13 protein-coding genes and 1 other annotated feature are annotated in these 18,356 nt (G+C 43.9%); of the genes, 8 read left to right on the top strand and 5 right to left on the bottom strand.

The features are described from left to right. Nucleotides 1-118 precede the first annotated feature (118 nt). On the bottom strand, nucleotides 119-2,113 hold the full coding sequence (locus AAA952_RS01740; RefSeq protein ID WP_338253845.1) for a chorismate mutase: 1,995 nt from the start codon (nucleotides 2,111-2,113) through the stop codon (nucleotides 119-121). A gap of 41 nt (nucleotides 2,114-2,154) precedes the next feature. Continuing rightward, nucleotides 2,155-2,271: a sequence feature (Phe leader region), on the bottom strand. Between the two features lie 1,634 nt (nucleotides 2,272-3,905). Continuing rightward, entirely contained in the window at nucleotides 3,906-4,262 is a 357-nt protein-coding gene (gene hpf / locus AAA952_RS01735) for a ribosome hibernation-promoting factor, HPF/YfiA family (RefSeq protein ID WP_028760802.1), read from the bottom strand. A gap of 299 nt (nucleotides 4,263-4,561) precedes the next feature. Between hpf and AAA952_RS01730 the strand changes: the two genes are divergently transcribed. Next, nucleotides 4,562-5,254, top strand: a complete 693-nt coding sequence (locus AAA952_RS01730) for a cytochrome b/b6 domain-containing protein (protein ID WP_338253843.1) — start codon at nucleotides 4,562-4,564, stop codon at nucleotides 5,252-5,254. Between the two features lie 73 nt (nucleotides 5,255-5,327). Here the strand turns inward: AAA952_RS01730 and AAA952_RS01725 are convergent, their stop codons facing one another. Beyond that, complete coding sequence (locus tag AAA952_RS01725; RefSeq protein WP_028760800.1) at nucleotides 5,328-5,777, bottom strand: c-type cytochrome; 450 nt, start codon at nucleotides 5,775-5,777, stop codon at nucleotides 5,328-5,330. 190 nt (nucleotides 5,778-5,967) lie between these two features. Between AAA952_RS01725 and trpR the strand changes: the two genes are divergently transcribed. Next, on the top strand, nucleotides 5,968-6,243 hold the full coding sequence (trpR, locus tag AAA952_RS01720) for a trp operon repressor (protein WP_028760799.1): 276 nt from the start codon (nucleotides 5,968-5,970) through the stop codon (nucleotides 6,241-6,243). A gap of 64 nt (nucleotides 6,244-6,307) precedes the next feature. Here the strand turns inward: trpR and AAA952_RS01715 are convergent, their stop codons facing one another. Together AAA952_RS01715 and slyD are read right to left on the bottom strand one after the other, a co-directional pair. Next, entirely contained in the window at nucleotides 6,308-6,679 is a 372-nt protein-coding gene (locus AAA952_RS01715) for a hypothetical protein (protein WP_028760798.1), read from the bottom strand. A gap of 237 nt (nucleotides 6,680-6,916) precedes the next feature. Continuing rightward, nucleotides 6,917-7,573, bottom strand: a complete 657-nt coding sequence (gene slyD, locus AAA952_RS01710; protein WP_028760797.1) for a peptidylprolyl isomerase — start codon at nucleotides 7,571-7,573, stop codon at nucleotides 6,917-6,919. Nucleotides 7,574-8,214: 641 nt separating this feature from the next. On the opposite strand from slyD, the gene thrA reads away from it, so the two are divergent. From thrA to AAA952_RS01680, 6 genes are all read left to right on the top strand, one after another. Beyond that, on the top strand, nucleotides 8,215-10,683 hold the full coding sequence (gene thrA, locus AAA952_RS01705; protein ID WP_338253839.1) for a bifunctional aspartate kinase/homoserine dehydrogenase I: 2,469 nt from the start codon (nucleotides 8,215-8,217) through the stop codon (nucleotides 10,681-10,683). Further along, nucleotides 10,680-11,642, top strand: a complete 963-nt coding sequence (gene thrB, locus AAA952_RS01700) for a homoserine kinase (protein ID WP_338253836.1) — start codon at nucleotides 10,680-10,682, stop codon at nucleotides 11,640-11,642. The genes thrA and thrB overlap by 4 nt, the downstream gene beginning before the upstream one ends. A 70-nt stretch (nucleotides 11,643-11,712) precedes the next feature. Further along, nucleotides 11,713-12,996, top strand: coding sequence for a threonine synthase (gene thrC / locus AAA952_RS01695; RefSeq protein WP_338253835.1), 1,284 nt, complete (start codon nucleotides 11,713-11,715; stop codon nucleotides 12,994-12,996). 284 nt (nucleotides 12,997-13,280) lie between these two features. Continuing rightward, nucleotides 13,281-13,574: a hypothetical protein gene (locus tag AAA952_RS01690; RefSeq protein ID WP_028760793.1), complete on the top strand. Its 294-nt coding sequence runs from the start codon at nucleotides 13,281-13,283 to the stop codon at nucleotides 13,572-13,574. A gap of 280 nt (nucleotides 13,575-13,854) precedes the next feature. Beyond that, a complete protein-coding gene (locus AAA952_RS01685) occupies nucleotides 13,855-14,712 on the top strand; it encodes a substrate-binding periplasmic protein (RefSeq protein ID WP_338253832.1) in 858 nt (285 codons plus the stop codon). Between the two features lie 333 nt (nucleotides 14,713-15,045). Continuing rightward, nucleotides 15,046-18,330 carry a S41 family peptidase gene (locus AAA952_RS01680; protein ID WP_338253830.1) on the top strand — a complete coding sequence of 1,095 codons (3,285 nt, stop codon included), beginning with the start codon at nucleotides 15,046-15,048 and terminating at the stop codon, nucleotides 18,328-18,330. Nucleotides 18,331-18,356 lie beyond the last annotated feature (26 nt).

Genomic DNA, 18,356 nt, shown 5'->3' with positions numbered 1-18,356 from the left:
CACACTGGCTAGCAGGCTTGTCTGAGTCAATTAGGAATAAAAGAAGCCTCATTTATCCCTTAACACACTTCGAACTAACCACATTTCACTTTAAATTAAATCACTCAAGATCAAAGCTTTAGTTCGCCCGATATAATTCCCGTACCACAGCGCTTATTAAGTTAAGCGACTCATGGTCATCACTGCTAGCTAGTGGACAATTGAGTATCAATCCATCCACTTTAAGCTGTTTAATTCCTTGTGTTTGAACCAATAGGGCATCATCTGATACGGCATAACTTGGGTTGATCAAAATCGGCAAATGGCTCGTGGCTTTAATCTGGATCAGACTCGCTAAATCGAGTGAAGGTAGATTGGCGTTATTTAAGGTTCTAATGCCTGAGTCACACAGAACCAGTTGCTGATTGCCTTGGCTTAAAATGACTTCTGTTGCCGTGAGTAATTCTTCAAAACTTGCCATATTGTTACGCTCAAGTATTAAAGGTATCGGTAGGGTTCCTGCTTGAGTCAGTAAGGTTTGATTAAACATCTGCTTGCCAGCGAGGAATAACATATCGGCGTGCTGGACTGCTAATGGCATATCGGCTTCTTGTGCTATGGCAATAATGCATACTAGGCCATATTGATGCAGGATTTGGCGTAGTTTAGCGAGAGTAATTTCTGCCATAGTCAGTTGATTAACAGCGCTGAGCAAAACGGCTTGGAATCCCGCTTCTTTAAGCTGCTTCACTTGCTGCTCGAAAGCCGATAATGCTAAATGTGAAATGTCATTATTCAGTGTGATTTGGGCTATGGCACAGACATGCCCTGCACCGATTGTCATTGCGCCGCAGTTGATTTCACTGGCTTGCTCTTTATAGGCTTTGCTATATCGAACTGGACTGGCATTAGTACCATTTTCGCTGATGACTTGATCCTTAGAGGTGCTGGGCTCAATCAGTAGCTGGCTGTTGCTCAGCTGTGTGGGCTTGACTGTCTCACAAGGATAACAGCCTAATACTTTGATAAAACGGGTGATCCGCTCGAGTTGCTTTAAACCCGCCTGCATAGATTCACTGGAGATATTCGCGTCGATATCCAAATAGAACATCTCTTCCCAAGGAGTCCCTGGAATCGGGCGTGACTCTAATTTGCTCATGTTTAACTGATGCGCTTTTAGAACCAGTAAGGCTTCCACTAAAGCACCGGCTTTTTGGCCTGTTGCCATGATCAATGTAGTCTTAGCGGGTAACTGCTCTGGTACGGCAACGGCTTTGCGAGCAACAACGATAAAGCGACTTTGATTGATCTTCTGATTAGCTAAACCTGCTTCTATGGACTCAAGTTGATAGAGTGCACCACCTTCGGCGCTGCCAATCGCTGCTGCACTGTTATCTGGACTTTGGTTTACCTTTTCCATTGCTTCTGCGCTGCTTGAGCAGTATTCCAGTCTCAAGTCTTTGTGTTGAGTTAAATATCTGCTGCATTGGCTAATAGGCTGAGGGTGGGCATAGACAGTTTTGATCTCAGCTAATTTACTGCCAGCTTTTCCTAGTAGGCAATGGCTGACTTCAATCGTCGTTTCGCCAACAATCGACAGACTGGTGTGCTGCAGCACGTCGTAGACTTCGTTGATTGAACCTGAAGATGTGTTCTCAATCGGCAGGAAACCATAATCAGCATGTCCAGACTCAACGGCTTGCACTATTTCATCGAAACTTTGGCAACCTAAGTCCAGCATTTCAACTTGGCGACGTTGGCAATAGCGTGTAGCTGCGAGATAAGAGTATGAACCTCTAGCACCGAGGTAAGCGATACAATACTGTTGTTTTTGTGTCTCTGGATTGGCGCGGCCGTGAAGGTAAGCTTGTTGATTCAATACTGAATCTTCAATGATGCTCTGGTAAAGGGAGACAACATAGTGGGCATCTAATCCTTTCTCTCTGCCTTCTTTCACGAGTCGAGCGAGCAGTTCTTTTTCCCTTTGAGTATCTCTGATGGGCCTAACATCCACTTCTTTGCTACGGGCTACTTCTAAACTTAAGCGACGGCGCTCTGCGAGTAATGCCAGCAGTTCATTATCCAGATGGGTGATCTGCTCTCGGGTTTGATTTAAAGGCTGTGGTGTATGCATTCTGACCTCAATTGCCGCCATGTATTTTATCAATCGTTTAAGACAAAAAAGCCTCCCAGTTGGGAGGCTTTGGATTTTTACTTTCGTTTTTACACAGTAAATCCGCCTCCTAGAGTGGGGGTGTAAAAAAGAAAGTAAAAAAAGCTGCTGTTATCATTTTCATGGTCTTAAAACTAAAGGGCTAGGGCTTAGCTGTCAATCAAAACTTTCTTAAAGGTAATCTAAAAAGAAAGCGCACCCGAGGGTGCGCTGGTTTGGTTCAAGTATGTATATGGTCAAGCGAGTTTATCCTCCTTATGGTCAGTGTGGGACAAGGTAACACATTCGTTTATCTTACATTTACGTGTAACAGTAAAACGTTGACAACTCACTAGATAACGACTTGCATTTACAATGAACATTAACAAGTACTTTATGCGGCATAGCGTATAACCTTGAAACTATGCAGTTTGCAGTACCAGCGAGCTTACGTTGACATGTCTTGCACTTATATTTTAACAATTAACACTTGCATGGAGCTATAACATTAAAAACTAACACTAACAAAACGAACATTTAAAAATAAACGATTTACGGCTCATTGGTTGTACTAGGTACATTTTGCTGTAAGAACAGCTTAGCCTTGTCACGCGTTTAGGTGTTGCTACTTACATTATTACCATTATTACTTTTTACTTTAAAACCTAACATGTTAATACATGGAGCGTATAAAAAGCTCTCGTTTACTGTTATTACAATTTTCGTCAAGTCTAGATTTCCTCCTTTTTAGTTGATAAGTAAACATTATTTAAGGTGTCTATAAATATCAAAACTCAACTAATGGTAAACGTTAACACATTACATAAATAAACATTTATACGTTTTACAGTTTTTACTATACAAATAACACTAAGTAAACTAATGACTTTTAATCAAACCAACGTATTGCACTTACATTAAACACCTACATTAAATCTCACGCTAAAAACGCTAACTTATCATATCAGTGTAAATATGACTCTCTTTATATAAATAATCTACATCTCTACATCTAACTAAACGTGACAGTTGTTACCTCATTTATCTCAGTGTTTAGCACGCATTGGTGCTGGCCCATTTTACAATAAACGCTTTTATTCATGTAGCTTTTGTAAATGTGATTTTTGTTTATGTTTACCTGAGCCTCCATTGTGAATATAAACAATTTGATAGTTAAAGGTTTTGCTAATGTACTCGTTGTACTGTACTCGGCTCCTTATGTTAACTCTGGTATTCAGCAATGCCGCTTGTTTCTGGTGGTCATCCTGATATTGGGTCAAAATTGAGTACTGCTTTTAGTGAATGCCAACATACTTGATTGTTTCTAAAATCAAATTGTTCGCTCTTGTGTTGCCTCCTTTCCAAACTTGCTATTGTAAAGTGGAACCTAGTTGAAAATAAAAGTTGAACTTTTAAACGTAGAAATTATAAGTAAAATTAATCATTAACAGTAAACCTTAGTACTTAAAACTATATAGCTTAGATTAGTAGTGCTCCTTAGTTATATCCAGTAACGTTACTTAGAACTTAAGATCTGTTAATCAATATTTGTAAATCAAAATTTAAAGTAAATCAACATTTGAAACGATTTAAATCCGCACCACTTCGATTCTTGCTGTCACTTTGTAAAGTGTAGTAGGTATTTAGTCAAAAGAACTGTTTTTTTTATCATTAAAATGATTGCACTAAGCTTTTGTAAAAACTGTGATCTGATTAAATATTTCTACTTTATTGCTCTCAAAGTGATGCGTTTCTCGCACTCACCAGATTTAAATTATGCCGCATCTTCCTCCTCGTACTCATCGTCAATTTCAATAACATTATTAGTCGGTGTTAGTGATGTGGAGCGTTGAGCTTCAGGTTTGTGTGTTATGCGATTGAGCTGCTTCTCTAATTTTTGGCCCATAGCGTTAATCGCAGTATATAAATTTTCATGTTTTGCTTGAGCGAAGAGTTCTCCATTTGGGATGCCAACCGATGCTTCAATTTTGAAACCAGGTTTCTCCTCCGTAATGATTACATGGGGATTTATCATTTGCACATCATGCCTTGAAAGTTTTTCAAAACGGCTTTCAATACGTTCGCGAATAGGAGATGTGACTTCAAGTTGCTTGCTAGTAATCTTTAGCATATTTCGAACCTTCTGTTGTTTCCTTGGATTTCAGATTACCAAGGTTCGCACTATAAAACGAGATGTAGATCACGTTTTTATGTCCATTAGATACTGTTCGTTGGATATTTGATCACTTAGACAAATATCAATAATTCTTGGCCGAAAAGCCTTGTATTGCCAGCTAAATGGGCCCATATTCGATGGGATAACTCCGCAGTCTTTGCCCTTATTTACTTATATTTACTTTAAGTTTCATCCCGAATCCCGATAAAATACTTCTACTTATTCCATTCGGTCACTTTGAGTTTGCCCATTTTATGAATACTGAACACGTTAAAATTAAGGTCTGGGATTTACCCACGCGAATTTTCCATTGGGGTATGGTGTGTCTGTTGGCACTTTTATGGTGGAGTGCCGATGCGGGCGAAATGCAGTGGCATCAAATTTTTGCTTATAGTTTGCTGATCCTTATTGGATTTAGGATCCTCTGGGGGCTCATTGGTAGCGATACGGCAAGGTTTAGCCACTTTGTTCATCACCCCAAAGTTGTACTCGACTACTTGAGATCGATTCGAACTAAAGGGATGTCTGTGGTACTTGGACACAATCCTATCGGTGGCTATATGGTCATCGCGTTGATTGGGATCATTAGCCTTCAATTAGTTACAGGCCTTTTTGCGACCGATGATATTTTTACCGAAGGTCCGCTATATAGCTACGTCAATTCAGATATCAGTGGATTTTTGACTTGGTTACACAAAACGAACTTTAACCTTATTCTCTTGCTGAGTGCCATTCATGTACTGGCTGTGATTATTCATGCCATGAAAGGGGATAAGTTAGTTGGTGCTATGATCAGTGGTTACAAGAAAGTCTCGAAGGTTGCTTTTTCATCAAGTGCGAAGAGCGAGCTTCGATTCAAGTCTGAGTGGCTTGCTTTAGTGCTGTTCACAGTATGCGCCGCTGTGGTCTTTGGCTATTTAATGTGGCCAATAGTGCAAGTTCTGTAGATTTATACTTAGTTTGGGAACAACAAAAAGCCTGCTATTTAGCAGGCTTTTTGATGGGAAAAACAACGTCAAACTAATCTTTCTTATAAATGTCGTGACAACTTTTACAACTTTTTCCTGTGTCCATAAAGGCTTGTTTGATTTCAGCTTGATTACCTTTTTGAGCTACAGTAGCCAGAATGGCAGCATTTTCTTGGAAGGTTTTCATTTTTGCATCAAAATCAGCTCTGTCTTGCCAAACTTTGGCTAGGGCTTCGGTATCACCTTTGTCTGAGCCATCAATAAAACCTTCGAAAGGAATTTTGGATAATGCAGCAACATTCGTTGCGCGCATTGCGAAGGTTTCTGCTTCGAAAGGTTTTTTGCCTTTCATCATGGCAGCCATATCGCCGAAGTTATAAGCAATAAGACCAAATGCAGATTGGCGGTATTCAATTGCATCTTTAGAGTCTTCGAAATTGTGTGCTTGAGCAGTTGAAGCCAATAAGGTACTGGCAACGAGAGTAAGTAGTAATTTTTTCATCGTATTCTCACAAATTAGCGTCGAAGTGTGACATTGCACGTCTATTGTACACAAATTAACTTGATGTACTAGAAGCAATTTTGTCAGTTTTTGTCTGGATAAGACGACTAAACGTAACAATTTATTTGTAAGTAGGCTAAATCTGTTAGACTGCTAATGTAATGCTTGAACAGTACTTATGAGGGTGATTATGCGAGCTAACTGGGATCTAGTATTAGAAAAAATTTTGAGCCACAGCAATTATGAAGATCTTTCTGTGTTGTTTCATTTACTGTTAACCGAAGAAGAACGTAGTGCCGTTGCCGGACGTTTGAAGGTCTTTCAATTGCTGCTAGACGGGGAAATGAGTCAAAGGCATATCGCTGCGGAATATGAAGTCAGTATTGCAACGATTACACGTTGTTCTAATTATTTGAAGAATATGTCTTCTGAGCATAGGGCGAAAGTTCAAAAATTAATTGGTTAGTGTTCATGTGGATACAACTCTTGTGAATATCATCTGCTCCTACTGTGGTGAATAGAACTAAGCCTTAAGGCGTGATGGGAAGCTTATGACGACGATAGAGGGAACGACGAACCAGAATGTATAAGCCGTAGCTGAGTAAACAGATAGCCAGAATTGGGTAAAGATCCTTGGGAAGGAATTTAAAGATAGCCAGCGCCGCTAAGAGATAGATAAAAGGTAGAAAGTTATAAATTATCTCGGGAAGATAACCCGATTTACGCCGCTTAGCCGAGTCTGTTCGACGGTTTTGAGAACGCATAACGTAGATCCTCGCACCTAATACAAATACCACAGTTGCCGCTATCAAGGCATAGTTGATGTCGAGTGCAATAAAACTCGAACTACCGAGCGCCATGTAGCCAAAAGGCAAAATTTCGTAAAGTGGTTTGGTTAACATAAGCACTCCGTCGCTTAACTTAGGTTGATATCAATATCTAATTGAAAATATTCATATAAAATTTGAATACTTCAATTTACCAGTCAGTTATTTATCTATTACGAATATTATAAACGCTTGTGTATAAAAAATGCACGACCTTAAATTAAGGGCGTGCATTTTAAAAGGTTAAACCATGGCAGTTTAATCACTTACGGATAAACAACTTCTCGTTTAACTTCTGGTATCAGGCTTTGTTTAGCCGCGGCAACCACAGCCGCCATTGCCGTCACAGCCTGTTTTAGGTGTGTCACAGGCTTCGTGCTCTTCATGGTGGTGTCCATGATCGTGGTCTGAACCACCACAACAGCCGCCCGCTTCTTGTTTGCCTGAACCGCCACAGCATCCACCGCCGTGGTCGTGATCATGTCCATGGCTTCCACAACCACCTTGGGCATGAATGTGGCCATGAGCGATTTCTTCGGCTGAGGCTTCACGAACGTCAACGATTTCGACGCTGAAATTGAGCGATTGGCCCGCTAAAGGATGGTTGCCATCGACGATAACCACATCGTCTTTCACTTCCATGACTTGAACTGGGCGTTGACCCATTTCAGTTTCAGCGATGAAGCGCATACCTGGGACGATATCTTCGATATCACCAAAGGCTTCTAATGGCACGGCTTGACGTAGGCCATCGTGATAAGGCCCATAGGCTTCTTCGGCACTAATAGTGACATCGAGTTTTTCGCCTTTGCTTTTACCATCTAATGCGGCTTCTAAACCTGGGATCAGGTTTTCAGTGCCGTGTAGATATAGCATAGGTTCAGAGTCGAAAGAGTCTTCTAATAGTCTGCCTTCTTGATCTGATAAACGGTAATGAATGGTTACCGCGCTGTGTTGAGTGATCTTCATATCGCCTCCAATTCGTAATGTGCGCGCATAATAACGTGCTTTTTTAGTGCTGGCGATAATTTGAAGTGGCTTATGTTAGATATCGCACAGGTTTTTTTTAGGCAAATTTGTCGGTGCTTTACGGTAGAAAGGATGAGTAATGTGTTTTTTGCTCGTTAGCCTGTTAATTTAGCCTGAGTGATGAGGTAGAACAAATAACGCATTATTTTAAAATGCATTATAAATAATCAGATGTAAAACAAGTGATTATCTAATGTTTTTCGTACAGTGTTACGTTGACGTCAACAGTTATCTGTTGCGTAAATCGCATTTTTACCCCTAGAAAACTTCATATTAACGAATCTTGATGCAGTATTTTATCGAGCGTTAATATTTGCCTATAAATAATCCATTTTAGGGGTTGACAAGCGCGGGTAAAAAAAGCAATTCTGTTTATCAAGAAATTAACATGGATTAGCCCAAACACATGCATAGCCTAGGTTTCGTAGTAACTACCATTATTACAACCACCACTACAACAACAGTGGGGGCGGGCTGATACACCCTAAAGAATTTTAACGATGAGCCCGCTTCCCACAAAGAAGCGGGCTTTTTTGTTTCTAGCTCTTATTTCTAAGTCGGGCGCGGTACAGGAGAACAAGATGAAAGTAATGAAATTTGGTGGTACCTCGCTTGCAAATTGGCAGCGATTCTCGATGGCGGCGGATATCGTTGCTAAGTCATCTAAGCTTGAACCCATAGCCACTGTGCTATCGGCCCCGGCGACTGTGACAAATGCGTTACTAGAAATGGTTGATGTAGCAGTCAAAGGTGAAGATTATTCGCCTGTGCTGCAGCATGTTGAGCGGGTATTTACCTCGCTATACCAAGATGCTGTTACTTCAATGTTGTCGAGTGAGCAGAGTGAACAGCTCTTTTCTGGACTTAATGCACAGCTGGTGATTTGGCAGGATAGATTACGTGGCATTAGCTTACTGCAAGAGTGTCCCGATGGCATACGTGCTGAAATCGTGGTGGCAGGTGAGCGTTTATCTGCAGCCTTGATGGAACAAGTGATGCTATCTAAGGGGATCACGTCTGCTCAACTCGATCCGCGCGCCTTGTTTCTAGGTCGTGGTCGGCCGTTAGAATCCGTGGTCGATATCGCTGTGAGTAAGCCAAGGTTTCGTGCGTTGGCATTAGGTGAAAAGCGCGTATGGGTAATGCCGGGTTTCACCGCCGCCGATGAACAGGGCAAAGTGGTGACATTAGGCCGTAATGGTTCTGACTATTCTGCTGCAGTGCTCGCCGCCTGTTTAGATGCGTCAAGTTGTGAAATCTGGACCGATGTTGACGGCGTTTATAATACTGATCCCCGTGTGGTTGCCGATGCTAAGTTGTTGTCACAACTGAGCTATCAAGAGGCTATGGAGCTTTCCTATTTTGGTGCTAAGGTGTTGCATCCTAAGACTATTGCACCTATCGCCCAGTTCCATATTCCCTGTTATATCAAAAACAGTTTTAACCCTGATGCGCCCGGCACTCTGGTATCAAACCAAGCCGATGAAACCGGCTTACAGGTTAAAGCTATCTCCAATTTAGATAACCAGACCATGTTCGATATTTCAGGCCCAGGCATGAAAGGCATGGTTGGCATGGCGAGCCGCACTTTAGCGGCGATTTCCCGCAGCGGCGTGTCTGTGTCTTTAATCACCCAAAGCTCCTCTGAATACAGTATTAGCTTCTGTGTGGCGACGTCTGACTCGGCCAAAGTGAAGTGGGCTTTAGAGCAAGAGTTTGAATTAGAAATAAAAAGTGATTTGCTTGAACCTATCGCTATGCGTCATGAACTCGCTATCGTTTCTTTGATTGGTGATGGCATGCGCACCCATAAAGGGGTGGCGGCTCGTTTCTTCCAAGCGTTAGCGCAGGCGAGCGTGAACATTATCGCTATCGCCCAAGGATCGTCCGAGCGCTCAATTTCGACGGTGATCGAGCAGCGTAAGACTAAGCATGCGGTGGCGGCTTGTCATCAAGGCTTTTTCGATGTGCAGCAATATTTAGATGTGTTTTTAGTGGGATGCGGCAACGTGGGTGCTGGTCTGCTCGAGCAGATAAAACAACAGTCCGCCATGCTTAAAGAGCAGCACATCAGTATCCGTGTTTGCGGTATAGTGAATTCGAACAAGATGTTACTCGACAGTGCGGGTATCGATTTAAGCAACTGGTCTAGTTTGCTTTCCGATAGTCAGCAAGCCTGTGATATTCCAGCGTTACTTGCATGGGTGAAAGAGCAACAATTACTGAATCCTGTGCTGGTGGATTGCACTTCGAGCGAGCAAGTATCGGATCTGTATTTGGATGTGATGAACTCTGGTTTGCATGTGGTCACGCCCAATAAAAAGTCGAACACTCGCGATTATGCTTATTATCAAGCACTGCGCCAAACGGCATTAAAACAGCGTCGCCAATTCTTATACGAAACCACAGTCGGTGCGGGTTTACCTGTGATCGATAACCTGAAAAAACTGTTATTTGCGGGTGACAAACTGCATAAATTTAACGGTATTTTATCGGGCTCTTTATCCTTTATCTTCGGCATGCTCGATGAAGGTATGACGCTTTCTGAAGCGACTGGTCTGGCACGGGAAAAATGTTTTACTGAGCCCGATCCCCGTGATGATTTGAGTGGTATGGATGTGGCGCGTAAGGTGCTCATTCTTGCCCGTGAAGTGGGACTAAAGTTAGATCTCAGTGATGTGCAGGTTGAATCTGTATTGCCAGCCGAGTTTGATGATTCAGGTGATGTTGAAAGCTTTATGGCACGATTACCGCAAGTTGATGCTGCAATTGCCGCAAAAGTGGCGCAGGCCAAAGCTCAAGGTAAAGTGTTGCGTTATGTTGGGCAAATTGAGGATGGTGTGTGCCGTGTGCGTATCGCCGAAGTGGATGCACAGGATCCGCTTTATAGCGTTAAAGGCGGTGAAAATGCCTTGGCGTTCTATAGCCGCTATTATCAGCCTATTCCCTTTGTGCTACGCGGCTATGGAGCAGGGACTGAAGTGACCGCTGCTGGTGCCTTTGCCGATGTATTAAGAACCTTGAATTGGACTCGTGAGGTGAGTGTATGAGTTTGACCGTTTACGCTCCAGCCTCTATGGGTAACGTGGGCGTCGGATTTGATTTACTTGGCGCTGCTTTGGCGCCGATTGATGGTAGTTTACTGGGCGATAGAGTGACTATCGCCCCGGCAGCGTCGGGTGTGAGTTTGGCGCAGACTGGTGCTTGGGCCCATAAACTGCCTGAAAATCCGAAAGACAATATAGTGTACCAATGTGCCGAATTCTTCTTAACAGCCATGAGTAAGGAGTTTTTAACTGCGCAGGGTAAAGCAGATGAAGGCGTGGCACTCACACTGGAAAAGAACCTGCCCGTCGGTAGTGGCTTGGGGTCGAGTGCCAGCTCTGTCGTGGCGGCGTTATATGCCTTGAATGAACATTTTGATAGACCCTATAACGAGCAAGCACTGCTGGAACTGATGGGCGAGTTTGAAGGGAAGATCAGCGGCAGTGTGCATTATGACAACGTCGCTCCTTGTTACTTGGGCGGCATGCAATTGATGCTCAATGTGCCGGGTACAGTTTGCGAAGCAATACCCAGCTTTAAAGAATGGTATTGGGTTGTGGCCTATCCTGGGATTTCACTTTCAACGGCAATGATGCGCAAACTCATGCCAGATCAATATGATAAAAGTGTCACTATCGATTTTGGCCGTTATTTAAGCGCCTTTGTGCATGCGTCTTACCAGCAGAATGCCAAGCTTGCGATCAGCGTATTAAAGGATGTGTTAGCCGAGCCTTATCGCGCCGCCGCGATCCCGGGTTACGACAAGGCCAGAGCCGCTTTAGCCGATTTAGGCATGTTGACTACGGGGATTTCGGGCAGCGGCCCAACGCTGTTTTCAATAACCGATGATTTAGCCACGGCAAATACCGCTAAAGCTTGGTTAGAACTGCATTATCTCACTGAGGAGGGTGGCTTTGCCCACGTGTGTCGCCTCGATGAGCAAGGCACGCGTAGAGTCGATTAATAGTTAATTTAGCTACGACTAAGTACCCCAAATTAGCATTTAAGGTTTAGCATCAAAAGGTTGAGTGAGCATGGAACTATATAATTTAAAACACCCTTCGCAGAAAGTGAGCTTTAAAGAGGCGGTACAGCTGGGGTTAGGTAAAGACAGAGGTTTGTTCTTTCCTAGTCAAATACCCGTATTAGACGATATTGAAGGGCTGCTGGCGTTGCCATTCGTTGAGCGCAGTAAAAAAGTACTCGGCGCATGGCTTGCCTCTGAGTTAGGCCAAGATGCGGTCGATAAATTAGTTGAGCGTGCCTTTAACTTTGATTTACCTTTGGTTGCCGTCGATGAGCAGCGCGCTTGCCTCGAATTATTCCACGGTCCAACACTGGCATTTAAAGATTTTGGGGCGCGTTTTATGGCGCAATGCGTTAATGCCTTTGTGGGTGACACGCGCTTAACCATTTTGACTGCGACCTCGGGCGACACTGGCGCTGCGGTTGCCGATGCCTTCTATGGACTAGAGAAAGTCAATGTCGTGGTGCTCTATCCTAAGGGCAAGATCAGTGAACTACAGGAAAAGATGTTCACGACGTTGGGCAAAAATATCCATACAGTTGCCGTCTCGTCCGATTTCGATGCCTGCCAAGATCTCGTTAAACGCGCCTTTGATGATCCCGAAGTCCGCGATGGTTTGAGCTTAAACTCGGCAAATTCTATCAACATCAGCCGCTTACTCGCGCAAATTTGCTATTACTTTGAAGCGGTTGCCCAATCTAAACAACGCCATGAAGCCGATCCTGTGATTTCGGTGCCAAGTGGTAACTTTGGCAACCTCACCGCAGGTTTATTCGCTAAAGCGATGGGATTACCAGTTAAACGCTTTATTGCCGCGACCAATGCTAACGATACTGTGCCGCGTTATTTAGACAATGGCCAATGGCAGCCCAATCCGACTCAAGCGACTATGTCCAATGCCATGGATGTGAGTGAACCCAGTAACTGGCCGCGTGTGGAAGCCATTTGTGAGAAATTAGGCTGGCCACTGAGTAGCTTAGTGGGTATTCGCTTATCGGAGGAGCAAACGTCACAGGCATTAGCCGAGTTACACGCTCACGGTTATGTGTCTGAGCCCCACGCGGCGATTGCGGCTAAGGCCTTATCTTTAACCTTAGTGCCCGATGAAGTGGGTATATTTTTGGGGACGGCGCATCCCGCTAAATTTAAGGATGTTGTGGATAGAGAATTAACGCTTAACTTACCCTTGCCGCCTGAGCTTGAAGCTGTTGCGAGTAAGCCCATCTTATCCGCGGAATTAGCGGCAGATTTTGCTGCATTAAAAGTGCATTTATTCAAAATATTAGCTTAAGGGCTTTAGCCCTACTGATGTCTGCCTAGCAGTGGAATAACATGGCGTAAAAGCAGGAAGGGAGCTTGGCTCCCTTTTTTTACAAGTGTGAGTTTTATGGTGAGGAATTGATGAGCTTGTGTTACCAGTGAACATAAAACAACCCTTAGTTAACTACATGATATTTAATTAATATTTGTAACCTTCTGTATTATCCTTGGTTTCTTATATGTGACATTGTTCACAATTTTATCTATTGCAATTAGTTATGTTCACCCGCGTGTTTAATCTGTGGGTTAATTGATTTGTCTAAATTTTTTCTGTTAAGTACATGTTTTTGCGTTTTAATATCTGGATGTGCGACCAAGCAGCATGAACTATATCGTCGCATTAACGTGGCCTACGATTTTGAAGTCACCCACTGCGATAGTTTTGCTTTAGTTACTGGGGTGAGCCGCCATGAAAACCGGCTTGATGAAGCTAAAGAGTCCGCCACGGCTCAGGGGGAGGAATTGGGGGGGACACATATAGTTTGGTTACAAGTCGATATGGGGGATCCCACTAAAGTTGTTGCTATTATTTATAAGTGTCTGATTTAAATTTATAAAACTTTATTTTATTTCCTGCGTTCAGGCTTAGCCTTTATCGCAGTATAGTGAGTCGTTTAGATCTCACTCTTGGCTGTTGTGCTTTTTTGTTATTATCCCCCGTCCTTTTTTAGGCTAATTACTGTGATCTCGCCGGTGTTTATGGCGCGCTATCTAAGTGACAACTACGCTTACTGAGGTAGAACCCCCTCGCGGAAGTCTGACACTGAATCGTTATACTTCATCTTAATCAAGAGAGGATCATCAACTTAAGAGGCAAGTAACTTAGCCTATGCCATGGTTTAAATACGTTCCTGTCTTATTTATGTTTTTTTTAGTCTTGCCCGCTGTAAGTGCGTCGCAGGTCAATAGCCCTTTACCTTGTAAGAACACGATTAAAGTCGGTTACAACGATTGGCCTCCCTATGCTTGGCAAGATCCTCAAGGAGAAGCCCAAGGCTTAGATGTGGATCTGATGCGGGCATTTGCAGTGTATCTTGGTTGTGAAGTTCATTTTATTAATGTGCCCGCTAAGCGCTCGCATCAGATGTTGCGAGCAGGACAGTTAGATGTGTTGATGGGAGCGACTATGACGGATGAACGTCAAAACTATGCTCTTTTTTCAACCTATTACCGAGATGAAGAGCTACGCTTATTTGTACTTTATGAGCAAAAAGATCAGATTAATATCGATAAATGGGAGGACATTTTTACCAAAAAATTGCGTCTACTTGTCCCTTCTAGCGGTTGGTATGGTGCAGATTATCAAGAATCTCAATATCGATTAGAGCAGGAGCACTTGTTAGTATTAAGTCCAGACTCAAATAAGTCTGTGCAAATGCTTATCTACGGTAGGGGAGATATGATCGTCGGAGATACCTTAGCCATGCCCTATATCGCCAGCCAGCATCAACACATCAAGCTAGTGCCACTTAAGTTAGTGTTAGATCAAAACCATATTCATTTAATGTTCAGTAAAGCGAGTATCAAGACAAGCCAGTTAGAGCAGTTTAATCATGCGATTAAGGCATTGATGGATAACGGTGAAATTGCACGAGTGATCAATAAATGGCAACAAATGACACTGGCGAAACAGTCTAATATGAGCCGCCTAAACAGTCCGCTAAAGACGCTGTATGTCAGCCCTTAACATTAGCCACTCATGTCCGACTCTGGTATATTTTTATCCGAGTGCAATATGGTAACGCTATGATCTTTGATGTTTTCCTCTAAAGAATCTTGTCTTTTATTCAGTTGTTCCTCCGCGATTTAAGATGTGACACATTTGCTAAAACTTCTCTGACTTGAAGTTACTGAACTCTCTATCAAATTCTGCTAGCTTGTTGGGCTCAATTGCCATGCTTTGGACTTGATTGTGGTTTTTTACAAAAGCCCATGGCAAGAATTTCTTCGCTAAATCTGCTAGCAAAATCTCGTAGTAAAGAGTCTATTGCTAAAAATAACAATAGGATAGAGGTCATACATGAAACTTCGCCATTCTGTCGCCTGCTGTATGCTTGCCCTAGGCACATTAACAGCGTTCCAAACCATCGCTGCCGATGCGGTGAGCAATCAAGGGTATTACCGTGCGCCCGCGTTGCACGATCAAACCTTAGTCTTTACTGCAGAAGGGGATTTATGGACTCAGACCTTAGGTCAAAAAGCGGCGACTCGCTTAACGAGTTTACCTGCGGAAGAGCTAGGGGCGACTATTTCGGCCGACGGTAAGTGGGTTGCTTATGTTGCCAACTATGAAGGCGCGAGCGAAGTGTATGTGATCCCCATTACGGGCGGTGTTGCTAAACGGGTGACTTTTGAGAATAGCCGTGTACGAGTTCAGGGCTGGACTGCCAAAGGCGAGATTTTATATTCTACCGACACTGGTTTTGGTCCTGCTAATAATTGGATGCTGCGCAGCGTCGATCCTCAAACCCTCACCACTACAGATTTACCCTTAGCCGATGCGGTCGAAGGTGTGATTGATGATCGCAACGAATACGTGTACTTCACCCGCTTTGGTCTGCAAGTGACTGGCGATAATGCCAAAGTGTACCGTGGCGGTGCAAAAGGTGAATTATGGCGCTTTAAACTCGGCAGCAAAACCGAAGCACAGTTGCTCAGCGGCCAACACGACGGCTCAGTGCGCCAACCTATGCTATGGCAGGACAGACTCTATTTTATTAGCGACAGCGATGGCAACGACAACCTCTGGTCGAGTGCGCTCGATGGTTCAGATGCAAAACAGTTAACACAATTTAAAGATTGGCAGGTCCGCGGTGCGCGGATGGACCAAGGCAAAGTGGTATTCCAGTTAGGTGCGGATATCCATGTGTTTGATATTGCGGCCGCTAAAGACTCGTTACTCAATATTGAACTCATTTCCGATTTTGCCGAGCGCCGTGAGCATTGGGTGACAGAGCCTATGGATTACGCTTCTTCAACTAATTTGGCCCCCGCTGGCGATAAAGTGGTGATTACCGCCCGCAGCCACGTGGCGATCGCGGGTGTTGATGGATCGCGTTTAGTTCAAGTTGCACTGCCGGGGACTTATCGCGTTAGGGAAGCGGTGTTGAGCCAAGATGGCAAGTCGGTTTATACGATTAGCGACATGACAGGTCAGCAGGAAATTTGGCAATTCCCTGCAGATGGCAGCAGTGGCGCTAAACAGTTAACCAAAGACGGTCATACTTTAAGAATGAGTCTTAATTTGTCCAGTGACGGTCGATTTATCGCCCATGACGATAACGATGGTAACGTTTGGCTGCTCGACTTAAAGAAAAATACCAATCAAAAAATCATCACTAATGGCGAGGGACTTGGGCCTTACGCCGATATCCGCTGGTCCGGTGACAGCCGTTTTATTGCATTAACTAAGTCGGAAATCGGTAAACAACGTCCGCAAATCGTCCTGTATTCTGTGGATGAAAATAAGGCCGAGACGATCACCAGCGACAAATACGAGTCCTATTCGCCAACTTTTAGCAGTGACGGCCAGTGGCTATATTTCCTGTCAAACCGCCAATTCAGCGCAACACCAAGTTCACCTTGGGGCGATAGAAACATGGGCCCTGTGTTTGATAAACGCAGCCAAATTTTTGCCATCGCACTGGTCAAAAATGCCAAATTCCCCTTTAGTAAACCCAATGAACTCGAATCGAATCAAGTTGAAAAAACCGATGCTAAGGATAAACCGAGTCCAGTGAAAATCGATTGGGCAGGGATCTCCCAGCGTTTATGGCAAGTGCCTGTCGATTCAGGCAATTACAGTAAGCTGCGCGTCGTCGATGATAGACTTTATTTGTTAGATCAAGCTATTGGCGACGATGTCGCCCCTAATTTAATGACCATCAAATTTGACCGATTAAGCCCCAAAGCCGAGGTTTTTGCCGAGGACATTGGCCAATATGAGGTTTCTGTCGATGGTAAAAAGCTGATGCTACGTAAGCACAGTAATGAGAAATCACTCCTGATTGTTGATGGCGGCGATAAATTAGGTGATACGGATAATGCCAAAGTGCAAACGGAACAATGGCAGCTAGCGATTTCTCCCCAGCTTGAATGGCAGCAAATGTTTGAAGATGCGTGGTTGATGCACCGAGAATCTTTCTTCGACAAGAAGATGCGTGGCCTCGATTGGCAAGCCACTAAGGCTAAGTATCAGCCTTTGCTCGATCGTCTGACCGATCGTAACGAACTGAACGATATCTTCATGCAAATGATGGGCGAATTAGATTCATTGCACTCACAGGTGCGCGGTGGTGACATACCTCAAGATCCCGATGCGGCTAAAGCGGCAAGCCTTGGCGCGCGCCTACAACAAACTGCAGATGGCGTGAAAATCGCGCACATTTACAGTAACGATCCTGAGTTACCGGCTAATGCTTCACCGTTAAATCGTATCGAAGTCGATGCTAAAGAAGGTGATATGCTGCTGGCTATCAATGGCACGCCAGTGGCGAATGTGGCTGACGTCACGCGTCTTTTACGCAATCAACAGGATAAGCAAGTATTACTACAGCTTAAGCGTGGTAGCCAAACCCATAAAACTATCGTCATGCCCGTTAGCGCTGTGGTGGACAGTCAATTACGTTACTTAGATTGGGTGAGCCATAACGCGGCAGTGGTCGAGGATGCAAGTCAGGGCAAGATGGGTTATTTGCACTTATATGCCATGGGCGGTGGTGATATTGAAAGTTTCGCCCGTGAGTTTTATGCCAACTACGATAAAGAGGGTTTGATTATCGATGTTCGCCGTAACCGCGGTGGCAATATTGACAGTTGGATTATCGAGAAGTTACTACGCCGCGCTTGGGCGTTTTGGCAACCGACCCACGGTACGCCAAACACCAATATGCAACAAACCTTCCGCGGTCATTTAGTGGTGTTAACCGATGAACTGACCTATTCCGACGGCGAAACCTTCTCCGCAGGGATTAAAGCACTCGGTATTGCGCCCTTAATTGGTAAGCAAACGGCAGGGGCGGGCGTGTGGTTATCTGGGCGAAATGCGTTGACCGATAAAGGGATGGCGCGGGTGGCCGAGTATCCACAGTATGCAATGGATGGCCGCTGGGTGCTTGAAGGCCATGGCGTAACGCCGGATATTGAAGTCGATAACTTACCTTTTGCTACCTTTAATGGAAAAGATGCGCAGCTTGAAACTGCAATAAGTTATTTAAAGGATGAGTTGGTTAAACAGCCAATCCCAGCCTTAAAAGTGCAACCTTTGCCTGTAAAAGGTATGGCACAGGATATGAAAGCTAAGTAATTGATATTTAAATTCAGTATTTAACC

It is taken from the genome of Shewanella sp. M-Br, from assembly GCF_036245925.1.
Classification (GTDB): domain Bacteria; phylum Pseudomonadota; class Gammaproteobacteria; order Enterobacterales; family Shewanellaceae; genus Shewanella; species Shewanella oncorhynchi.
This window is presented reverse-complemented; position numbering and strand designations above follow the sequence as displayed.

What these genes read in the sequence shown, in the direction of transcription:
- AAA952_RS01680 (WP_338253830.1), top strand. Translation starts at nt 15,046, where the DNA reads ATGAAACTTCGCCATTCTGTCGCCTGCTGTATGCTTGCCCTAGGCACA.
- thrA (WP_338253839.1), top strand. Translation starts at nt 8,215, where the DNA reads ATGAAAGTAATGAAATTTGGTGGTACCTCGCTTGCAAATTGGCAGCGA.
- AAA952_RS01715 (WP_028760798.1), bottom strand. Translation starts at nt 6,679, where the DNA reads ATGTTAACCAAACCACTTTACGAAATTTTGCCTTTTGGCTACATGGCG.
- AAA952_RS01725 (WP_028760800.1), bottom strand. Translation starts at nt 5,777, where the DNA reads ATGAAAAAATTACTACTTACTCTCGTTGCCAGTACCTTATTGGCTTCA.
- slyD (WP_028760797.1), bottom strand. Translation starts at nt 7,573, where the DNA reads ATGAAGATCACTCAACACAGCGCGGTAACCATTCATTACCGTTTATCA.
- AAA952_RS01685 (WP_338253832.1), top strand. Translation starts at nt 13,855, where the DNA reads ATGCCATGGTTTAAATACGTTCCTGTCTTATTTATGTTTTTTTTAGTC.
- thrB (WP_338253836.1), top strand. Translation starts at nt 10,680, where the DNA reads ATGAGTTTGACCGTTTACGCTCCAGCCTCTATGGGTAACGTGGGCGTC.
- AAA952_RS01740 (WP_338253845.1), bottom strand. Translation starts at nt 2,113, where the DNA reads ATGCATACACCACAGCCTTTAAATCAAACCCGAGAGCAGATCACCCAT.
- trpR (WP_028760799.1), top strand. Translation starts at nt 5,968, where the DNA reads ATGCGAGCTAACTGGGATCTAGTATTAGAAAAAATTTTGAGCCACAGC.
- AAA952_RS01730 (WP_338253843.1), top strand. Translation starts at nt 4,562, where the DNA reads ATGAATACTGAACACGTTAAAATTAAGGTCTGGGATTTACCCACGCGA.
- thrC (WP_338253835.1), top strand. Translation starts at nt 11,713, where the DNA reads ATGGAACTATATAATTTAAAACACCCTTCGCAGAAAGTGAGCTTTAAA.
- hpf (WP_028760802.1), bottom strand. Translation starts at nt 4,262, where the DNA reads ATGCTAAAGATTACTAGCAAGCAACTTGAAGTCACATCTCCTATTCGC.